Here is an 11,237-nt window from a genome sequence, read left to right as displayed (position 1 = left end):
CCTTCGCCCTGCATGTCGATGCCGCCACCGGCCAGGTCGCGGTTGCGCAATACGTCTCGCTCCAGCATCCCGACACCCACAGCAACGACGAGGGCATCGCGCTCGGCGCCGGCTCGGTCTCGGTCACCGTGACGGCGACCGATGGCGACGGCGACCACGTCACACAAAGCGCCGACATCTCCCAGACCATCGTCTTCGAGGATGACGGGCCGAAGGCCGTCGGAACCGCCTCGATCACGGCGAATGTCGACGAAGACGGGCTTGCCGGGCACAACCCAGATGCCGGCAGGCCGGGTGAGACGGGAGCGATCGGCCTTTCCGCGACCGTCACGGGCGCTGCCGGCGCGCTGACCGCGCTCGTCGACTTCGGCGCCGACGGCCCGGGCGCCCAGGCCTTTCATCTTGCCTCGACGGCCGTGCCGGCGGATTCCGGCCTTACGTCGCAGGGCGCGCATGTGCTCATCGTATCCGATGGGAGCACCTTGCATGGTTATGCCGAGGCAGGAAACGGCGCCGGCTTCTCGGCCGGCGACCGCGAGATCTTCCAGCTGACCGTGGGGGCCAACGGCTCCTACGTCTTCACGCTCAAGGATCAGATCGATCATCCGGCGCTGGACGGCCAGGCCGGAGACAATGGTGAAAACCAGCTGACGAGCCCGATCGATCTTTCCTCGTATATCGTCGCGACCGACGGTGACGGCGACTCCATCCCCCTTGGCGCCGGGACCTTCCTGATCCAGGTCCTCGACGACATTCCGGTGCAGACCAGCGCCACCGTCTCCGGCAATGTCGGCGAGGACGCGCTTTTGCTGGCGAACTCGAATGGTCATTCCGTCGGCAATCCCGACGGAGATGGCCTCGGCACGGTCGCGACCGGTTCGCTGAGCTCGCTGGTCTCCGCCGGGGCGGACGAACCCGGTTCCTTCTCGCTGATCCAGAACCCCGCTGGCTTGCCGGCGGCGACATCGAAGGGCGAGGCGATCGTCTACCACGTCGACGGCACGGTGCTGACCGGCTATGTCGAGAGCGGAACACCCGGCCTCGATGCGGGCGACCGCAAAGTCTTCACCCTCGATGTCCAGCCGAACGGCACCTACACCTTCACCTTGCTGGACCAGATCGACCACCTGCCGAACTCCCCCGCCAACGATGACAACCAGAAGCTGGTGCTCGACTTCACACATGCGCTCCAGTTCACCGACGCCGACGGCGACACGATCGCGATCACCGGCGAGACGACGACCACCACAGCCACGACAGGCCTGAGTCTGCATTCCGGCCATTACGGCACCTATACCGTGGGCGGCGTTACGTTCGACGGACTAACGTTCAAGGGAGCCTTGGCTCACGATTTCAACAATGGCGCCGGAAGCGATTCCTTCAACGTTTCGGGTCAGGGCGTCGGCATCGGCGACAATCATATCCATGACAATGAGGGCTTCATCTTCTCGCGGCCCGGCACCGATGCGGTGAGCTTCACCATCAACGGCAACGGTTCGGGCACAATTTCCTGGGAAGCCTACAATGGCGCCGGCGTGCCGGTTTCCGGCAGCTCCGGTTTCCAGATAGGAACGATGACTGTGCCGGCCAACGGCTCAGTCGTCACGATCGACCCGGCGGGCACGTTCGACCATCTGGTGATCCGCTTCGATCTCGACAGCGGCGACAAGATCCGCGCCGAAAATTTCCTCTATACGTCGACCACCACCACCAGCGGCGGCGTCTTCACCATTGGCATCGAGGACGACATTCCGGTAGCGCTGAACGGCAGCGCCACTCTTCCGACCGTCTACGAAGACACGCTGACCGGCCTGTCGAGCGGAAATTCGGAAGGCGGCAGCCAGCCAACCTCGGTTACGTTTGGGGCATCGGCCTTCGTCCCACTGCTTTCGATCGGCGCTGATGACGACGCGACTTTCTCCTTCAACGTCGAAAAGAATGGAACTCAGGCGGGCGTGTCGTCGGGGGGATCGGCGGTTCATTTCGTTGTGGGTGTCGATGCCGTCGATGGCGTCGCGGCGGACGGTCGCACCGTATTCACGATTGCGGACAACAACAACGGCACCTTTACGCTGACGCTGCTCGATCACCTCGACCATAGCCTCAATTCCGGCGACAGCGGGACGATGGCGATCGACATCGGCTCGCTCTTCAAGGCGACCGACTTCGACGGCGACAGCGTCAACCTGGCCGGCACGTTGAACATTGTGGTCGAAAATGACAGGCCAGTGATCGCTGCGGCGGAGGCCACCGTGGCGGAAAGCACCGCAGCGGGTTCCACAAACGCATTCAACGCGGCCTCCGCGACCGGCTCGCTGGGAATCTCGTGGGGAGCCGACGACGCCAATCCCAACAGCGGCATTCACGACCGCTCGGTTACCTTCAATCCGGCGTTGGCCGGCGTCCAGGCTGGCCTGACGTCCAATGGCGATGCCATCACCTACACTCTGTCCAGCAACGACGCCGTGCTGACGGCGACCGCCACGCACAACTCGGTCATCCGCACCATCTTCACCGTGTCGATCAACGATCAGACTAACGGCAACTATTCGTTCAACCTGCAAGACAATATCGACCATCCGGCTGGAGCCGACCACAACGACAAGGCCCTGTCCTTCGACTTCACCGCGACGGATTCGGATGGCGACAGCACGTCGTCCGCCTTCACCGTGCATGTCACCGACGACATTCCGGTCGTCACCAGCCCTGCGGGTACGGGCAATGTGTCGGAGAGCCTGCTGCCCCTGGTACAGCCGACATCAGGCAATCTCAATATCGACTGGAATGCGGACGACAAGGGATCGAGCCATCTCGAATTCGCGCGCGGTCCCGGCAACACTCTCATGGCGCCCGAAGAGCTGACCTCGGGCGGCGTTTCGCTGGACTACACAGTCCGTCTTGCCGCCAACGGCGTCGATGAGGAACTCGTCGCCTTCAAGCAAGGCGACACCGTATCCAATCCCGTCTTCATGGTGACCCTGAACGGCGTGGGCACGCCGACCTTTGTCTTCACCCTCTGGCAGCCGCTTGACCACGACCACACCGGCGGCAGCGACGCCTCGCTGCCGCTCGGCTTCACCATCAAGGCCGTCGACGGCGACGGCGACTCCGTCACCCAGAGCTTTACGGTCAATGTCGCGGACGACGTGCCGGCGGCAGCGATGAATGCACAGGTCCAGCTCGATGACGACGCGCTGGGCGGCAATCCCGATGGCACCGGCGATGTCGATCCCGACACCGCCCACACATCCGGTACGCTCGGTCACACCTACGGCGCCGACGGCGCCGGTACGACGCTGCTCACCGGCGCAACGCTGCCGGTTGCGGGCGGGTTCTCGGTGACCTCGAACTCGGGAACCGACCTGATCATCAGCCAGATGCAGAACAACGTCGTCGTCGATGTGCTGAAGGTGCATCTGGCCGACACCACATCCGGCGCCTACACGGTCACGCAGCTTCATGCGATCGAGCACCCTGCCGGCGACGACGAGAACAATCTGCAGTTCGGGGTCAACTACACCGTCACGGACGGCGACCACGACACGGCCACCGGCACGCTGTCGATCGATGTCGACGACGACACGCCGACGGCGAGTGTGAGTGCCTCGCAAAACGTCGCCGAGGGCACAACGGTCACCGGCGTGCTGGACTTCGTCGCCGGCGCCGATGGTGCCACGGTGACGCAGATCAACGGCAAGACCCTGGTGTTCGGCGCCGATGGCTACTCGCAGCCAATCGTCTTCGAGCACGGCACGATGGCGGTCATGGCGAATGGCAGCTACACATTCACCGCGCAAGGCGACGACGTCTATCTTACTGGAGGCACCGCAACCGGCACCTTCACCGTAAAGGATGGCGACGGCGATACGTCGACCGCCAACTTCGGCTTTGCGATCAACGACACCACCAACGACACGACGGTCAACCTTAGCGCCTCGACGGTGTCGGAAGGAGCGGTGGCCAACTACGTCTTCACGGCAACACTGTCGAACGCCTCCCAGGGCGTGACCACGATCACAACCAACCAGGGCGACATCACGATCGCGAACGGCCAGACCACCGGCACGCTGACGATTGCCTCAGGCAATGACGAGGACGTCTATCTCGACGCGTCGAGCCGGACCGCGACCATCATCAACACCAGCGGTGGCAATTTCGAGCATCTCGTGGTCGGCGCCGCAACGGCGACGGCGCAGGTCACCGACACTACCAACACGGTGACGGCGACGCTCACGTCCTCAACAATCCCGGTCTCGGAAAATGGCGGCTCGATCCTCTACACGGTGACGCTGACCGGTACTCCTGGTTCGGTCGCACCGACCGCACCACTGACCTTCACGCTGGCCAATGGCGAGACAGTGACAGTCGCCACCGGCGCTACGACAGGATCCGTGACCCACACCTACACGGACGCCCAGATCACCAACCAGGCGAATATTTCCAATTCGATCGCGTCGGTGCAGTCGGGGGGCAGCGAATACGAGCATCTGGTCACGGCGGGCTCGACCACTGTCGACGTCAACTACTTGACGACGCTTACCGGTCTGACGCTGCAAGCTTCGGGCGGGGATACGTTCGTCGATGAAAAGGGCCTGGATATCCGTAGCGGCGAACCTGCGGGATCTGGCGAAAACGACAACAATCCGGCTACCAATGTCGATCCGTCGGAAAGCAACACCGGCGCCTTCGGTTTCACATCGCCCGACGGCTTGGTCACGCTGACGATCGGGACCACGGCGCTGACCTTGGCGGAGTTACAGGCCGCCTCGCCCGGAGCGCCGGTGACCATCTTGGGCGGCCCGGCCTACGGATTGCTCCAGGTGACAAGCTTTGTCGGAGACGCGACCGGCGGCACGGTGACCTACAAGTTCACCTTGCTCGACAATGTCACTCATCCGAATACAACGGCGGATGCGACGCCCGGTGACCGTGGCCTCCAGGATCAGGTGTTTGCGAACTACGGTGTTGTCGTTACAGACACCGACGGCAGCAGCACCACCTCTTCGCTCGACATCGCGATACGCGATGATGGCCCAACGGCCCACAATGACACCGATTCCTTCGGCACTGGCATCATAGGCAGCTCGATCCTCGGCAATGTGATAGACGGCGCCGGCACCAACGAAGGTCTGCACGGCACCGGTATCGACACCCTGGGTGCCGACGGCGCCAAGATCAGCGGCGTCACTGGCTCTGGTGGATCGGACACCGATGTGGCTGGCGGCGGCTTCGTCGTCAGCGGCCAATTCGGCACGCTGGCTCTGCAGGAGGACGGCAGCTACGCCTATACCCGTGTCTCCGGCCTAGCCGGCAGCGACGTGTTCACCTACACGCTGAAGGACGGCGACGGCGACACCTCGACCGTGACGCTGACCGTCGGGCTCGACAGCACCGGTCAGCCGACCGCCACCTCGTCGAGCATCGTGGTCGACGAAGACGATCTTGCCGCGGGCGTCCACAACACCAATAGCACGGGCGACGATACGACTTCGAACCCTGCGAACATGTCGCTTGGCAGCTATGGGCCGGACGGGCATGGCTCGCTCGGCTTCAACGTTACCAATGGCGACACCGTCATGGACGGCGCTTTCACAGTGAAGCATGACGGCGTCGCGCTCCACTATTACTACGACACGGCCTCACACACCTTGTACGGCACGACCGACACGTCCGGCGCGACGGCCGCAGCCAACCACGCCGTCTTCAAGATCGAGGTCAACCAGACAGCGGCGACCTATAACTTCACGCTGCTGCAGGAGGTCGATCACCCGCAAGGCGGCGGCGAGAACGACATCAATCTTTCGCTTGGGTACACCATCACCGACTCCAACGGCGACCACGCCAACGGCACGGTCGGCATCAAGATAGACGACGATATGCCGGTGGCGAAGCCGGACACCGTGCAAGTAGACGAAGGCAGCAAGCCGACGATGAACGCGGTGCTTGTGCTCGACTTCTCGCAGAGCATGAACGATGTCGTCCCAGGCACGGGGCACACACGCCTTGAGCTCATGAAGACAGCCGTGGCTGATTTCCTCGCAAGCAATGACGTCACATTCACGCAGGTCACCGTCTATACTTTCGGCGTCAACGCCAGCTTCGTCGGGCAGTACAGCGATCCGGTAGCAGCGGCTTCGGCTATTGCCGCGATTACCTCGACCTCGGCCGGCACCAACTACGCCAGCGCCGTGAATCTGGTCGGCAGCTCAACGGGCAATGGCTATGCCAACCTCAGCCATCCCACGGCCGACCTGACCAATGTCTATTTCCTGACAGACGGCGACCCGACCGGTGGTACCCATCTGACCACGGCGCAGCAGACGGCATGGACCAATTTCCTCAACCACAGCGGGAACGACCCGGACTATCCGCCAATCAGTCACGTCTATGCCGTCGGCTTCAGCGACATCGATGACACCAGCTTCCTAGACGAAGTCGCGCAGCGTCCTCAGGACAGCACACAGATTGTGCAGGATCCGACTGTATTGTCGGGAACTCTGCAGGATACGCTGCCCGGCGAAATTTCGGGCAACGTGATCTACGGCAACGACAATCTGCCGACAGGCACCGATGGGGTTGCCTTCGGGGCCGATGGCGGGCATATCCTGTCGATCAAGGTCGGGAACATTACCTACACCTATGACCCGGTCGGCAACGACGTCGCCGCAAGCTCCGGCCCGAGTCCGACGCAGAATACGTCCGTCCTGACCGTGACCACGCCGATCGGTGCAACATTGAAGTTCGACTTCGCGACCGGCCATTGGGACTACAACGCACCGGTGGCAGGCGTTAGCCAGGACACGACCGAGACCTTCCATTACGTCGTCGTCGACAATGACGGGGATACCGCGGCAGCTGATCTGGCGATCACGGTCCACGACATCCCGGTCAACCATGCGCCGATTGTCTCGGCCGTCAGCGCCACGGACACAGGCATAAGCTTCACCGTTGCCGACCAGGAAGACACCGCGTTCTCGATGGCGTCACCGTTCACGACGGCCCTCGGCAACCCGACGCTCGGCATCGGCGCGAACACCGTGAATGTCAGTCAGCAGGCGGCTCCGCTTACGGGCACGCTGCAGATCAGTGATGGCGATGACGCCACTTCGGTCATCGGCCTGTATCTCGGCACCAGCGCCGACGAGACAATCGCCCCACCGCTCAGCGGTTCATCCAACGCCATGTATGGCTTCGGCGGAGCCGATACGCTGACCGGCGGCGGCGGCGGGGACTATATCTTCGGGGGTGCCGGAGCTGATACCGTCACCGGTGGTGCTGGCGCGGACATCCTGAGCGGTGGCGCGGACAACGACAAATTCAACATCGCGAGCGGCGACTTCGCAGCAGGTGAGTCGATCGACGGCGACAGTGGCAACGATACGATAGCCATTACGACAACCAGTGGTGCCAGCTATGATTTTGCGATCGGCACGATCGCCAATGTCGAGAACCTTACCGCTGGCAGCGGCAACCAGACCGTCACAATGGCCGCCGGGCAGTGGGCCGGCCTCACTTCGATCGATCTGGGTAGCGGTAACGGCGATGTCCTGAATGTACAGGTCAACGGCGTGATGAACATTTCGGCGGCCAGTACGACGACTGTCGCCAACACGGAGACCGGCAATCTTACCGGCACCGGCGTTGACGATTCAATTACGCTCACCGGCACCCAGTTGAATGCGATCCTGACAGGCTCGGGCACTATCAATCTTGGCGGCGGAACGGCAGATACGATCAATCTAATATCCACATCATCCGAGCTGAACACACTGGGCGGGACTGACACCAGCATCGCGGGCGTTGAGGCGATCTCGGCGGCCGGCGCAACAGCCGCTGTTATCATCGCTCTTACAAGTCAGAGCGAGGCATTCACGCTCACCGGTAGCGGCTTCAACGATACGCTCATCGGAGGATCTGGCTCCGACACCATTCTCGGAGGTGCGGGCGCTGATACGATCACAGGCGGCGCCGGTGCCGACACGCTGAGCGGCGGAGCCGACGCTGACCGGTTCAGATGGACCGAAGATAGTTCTATTCCCGGCAATGCCGACACGATTACCGACTATAATTTCGGCCAGGGGGACAAGATCGATCTCCAAAGCATTGTCGGTACAATCAACAAGGGTACTGCTATCAATTATGTTCACGTGGTTGCCAATGGCAGCAACCTCCTGATCCAGGTAGACACAAACGGCAATCAAGGAAACGGCGGCAACTTTAACGGAACAACGGTATATACTCTGACTGATGCCAACACCGCCGGTGTCGACACGGTTCGGTTGTCTTTCGGTGGCCAGAACTTCACGATTACGGAAAACAATGTGGTGGCAGGTGCCGTGGACCCGATCATCCTCGACCTCAACCACAACGGCTTCGCCTTCTCCGACCTCAGCCAGGGTGTCCAGTTCGACATCGATGGCGACGGCGCCAAGGACCAAATCGCCTGGAACACCTCGAATGACGGCATGCTGGCGGTGGATCTCAACCATGACGGCAAGATCGACGACGGCACCGAGCTGTTCACGCCGAGCTTCGGCGGCGGCAAGTTCGCCAGCGGGGCGGCGGCACTCGCCTCGCTCGACGGCAATCATGACGGCGTCATCGATCACAATGACGCCGCCTTCGACAGCCTGCTGATCTGGAAGGACGCCAATACCAACGGCGCCAGCGATGCCGGGGAATTGTCGCACCTCGCGGATAACGGTATCGTCTCGATCAGCACGGCGGCCAGCCCCGCCGTGGGCGAAATCGACGGGCAGACCGTGACAGGCAACGGCACGTTCCAGATGGCCGACGGCACCACCGGCAACTATGTCGAGGTCGAACTCGACACCTCGCTCGGTGCCCCCGCACAGCCAACCGTCGCCTCCGACGGCACGAAGACCTTCGCCATCGGCTCTCTCGAGGTGACCGACCTGATCGCCGACTTCCATGACGGGGCCAAGGGCGACCAGATCGATCTTACGGCATTGCTGAAGGGCCTGGCCGGCGTCACCGATCTCGAAGCCGGCGGCTTCGTGGAGATCGCGCAGTCCTCCGCCAATGCGGCGAACGCCGAGGTCAAGGTCGACACCAATGGCGGCGGCGACAACTATCACACGGTGGCGGTGCTGGAGAACTATACGTTCCACAGTGCGGCCGAAGCAGTCAAAATACTCTATGACGACAGCCATGGTACCAAGCAGGACGTGGCCTAAGGGGCGAAAGGAACGGGGTGAGCAACATGAACAGAATCTTGCGGGTGGCTTTCGGGGCCGGTCTGCTGTCGATCTTGTCGACGGGCCTCAATGCCGCCGACATCATCGAAGGACCCACGGGCGATTATTGCGGTGTCGTCGGCACCTCCAACCTGGTGCTGAACGACAACATCGTCGATCTCAGGGATCAGGTGGTGAAGCTGATGGACGAGTCGGTCGCCGTCGCAAACAGCTCGGAGTGGATCAATTCGTCCCGGCCGGTTTTCGTCTGGGCCTCGGAAGCCAAGGTCGCCTGCGGCATGGCTTACGGCTATCTGAAGACGAACTACAAGGACGAGGACACGCTCAACAAATGCGAGTGTTTCCACGATCGCATGGTCGAGTACATGCACTGACCGGATAGGCAACCTGCGCCTGTTGGCCACCATGGCAGCGGACGGATCAACTCCTGAAGGCGATCGCCGTGGCCGGCATTGGCCAAGTCGTCACGCTGGCTTGCGCCGACCGGCTGGAGCAGCCTCCCATGGCACAACCTCCGTCGTCCGGCTCGGCGCAGCCGATCCATTGTGACGCAACCGCAGTGTGGTATGCGACAGACATTCAAGGCGTTCGTGAGCTATCAGCCGACCGTGCCGTTGGCGACGTTCGGCGTTTCCGCGTTTTCGTCGGACCGCGATACCTTCTCAGGGCAAGCGCGACGGATCGGGGCGCTGAGGGCTCGGCTCTTCGGCGGCTGAAGAAAAACAGGACGGCACGACCAGTTCGCCGTAACATGCGTCGGAGACCAGACCGGGAATAATAAACCGGCGGTGAACAGGGTGGGACAATCATGGAAGCTGGCCGACGGGTCCGTGGGCTGAAGATTTGGGCAACCGCCTTCGCGCTCGCCGCGGTATTGTCGGGCTGCCAGTCGAAAGGGGGCGTTACCGAAGCGCTCGATCCGGCGGCGATTGCCGCGCCTGCCGGGCAGGACGGCGCCGCGGCCGCCGGCCCGGTCGAGGCAACCCAGTCGCTGGGTACCGGTTCGACGAAAATTACCATGCTGCTGCCATTATCCGCCCCGGGATCGGCGGGGCAAAATGGCCGCAAGATGCTCGATGGCGCCAAGCTCGCGATGACCGATATCGGCAATGGATTGCTTACGCTGACCGTGGAGGACACCAGGGGCGACAACGCACAGGCCGGCAAATTGGCGCTGCAAGCCCTGACGACCGGCACGAAAGTCGTCATCGGGCCGACCGAACTGCCGGCAGCCCAGCATATCGCCACATTGTCGGGATCGAAGCGGCCGCCCGTGCTGGCGCTTGCCGACAATTTCGCGGGCGGCGCCGGTGTTTATGCCGTGCGCCTCAGCGAAGCGGACAGTGCGGCGGCGGGCGCCGCGGGCATCGCCGCGAAAGGCGGAAAGAAATTCGTACTGTTTGTCGCGGGTGGCTCGAACGCCAGCACGGTCGAGAAGCGGGTCGCCAACAGTCTCAGCATCTATGGCGCGACGCTCGCCGTCACCGTTCCATATTCGGCCGGCGACGGCGCCGCCAAGGCGGTCGACGAAATGGCCTCGCTCGTGGACACTCCCGACGCTGTCATCATTGCCAGCGGCGATGCCAGCCCCTCGCCTATCCTTGCCGCCCTCAAATCAAAGGGCATTGCGGGCAAGGCGACCTCCGTCGTCGGAACCAGCCGTTGGCTGGAGCATCCCATGGAACCATCGTTCGAGGGAGCCTATATCGCAACGCTCGATCCGGGCGAAACCGGGCCGATCGCCGATCGCTTCAGGACGACATACAATTATCCCGCCGACGTCAACGTAGCCTACGCTTATGATATGGTTGCGCTGACTGCAGGAATTGCCAGCGCGGTCGGACCTGACGGTTTCAGCAAACAGGTGCTCGAAAATCCGAGTGGATTTCGCGGATCGACCGGCCTGTTCCGCTTTCGCGCCGATGGATCCAGCCAAAGATCGATGCCATTCTATCGGATAGAAAAGGGTGCGCTCAAACTGGTTGCCAAATCGACCTCGGGGTTCTGACCGTCCGGTAA

The 11,237-nt window shown here is 62.4% G+C and carries 3 protein-coding genes; all 3 read left to right on the top strand.

The features are described from left to right. Positions 1 to 8: 8 nt before the first annotated feature. The 3 genes from FJ973_RS20575 to FJ973_RS20565 all read left to right on the top strand — a co-directional run bounded on the left by FJ973_RS20575 (position 9) and on the right by FJ973_RS20565 (position 11,226). Positions 9 to 9,197 (top strand): DUF5801 repeats-in-toxin domain-containing protein, encoded by a 9,189-nt coding sequence (locus FJ973_RS20575; RefSeq protein ID WP_281407021.1) that lies wholly within the window; start codon positions 9 to 11, stop codon positions 9,195 to 9,197. Between the two features lie 26 nt (positions 9,198 to 9,223). Next, positions 9,224 to 9,592 (top strand): hypothetical protein, encoded by a 369-nt coding sequence (locus tag FJ973_RS20570; RefSeq protein WP_140498145.1) that lies wholly within the window; start codon positions 9,224 to 9,226, stop codon positions 9,590 to 9,592. Between the two features lie 434 nt (positions 9,593 to 10,026). Beyond that, complete coding sequence (locus tag FJ973_RS20565; RefSeq protein WP_140557453.1) at positions 10,027 to 11,226, top strand: ABC transporter substrate-binding protein; 1,200 nt, start codon at positions 10,027 to 10,029, stop codon at positions 11,224 to 11,226. Positions 11,227 to 11,237 lie beyond the last annotated feature (11 nt).

The organism is Mesorhizobium sp. B2-1-3, assembly GCF_006442495.1.
Taxonomy (GTDB): Bacteria; Pseudomonadota; Alphaproteobacteria; order Rhizobiales; family Rhizobiaceae; genus Mesorhizobium.
The sequence above is the reverse complement of the archived record's forward strand: the minus strand, read 5'-3'. Positions and strand labels throughout refer to the sequence as shown.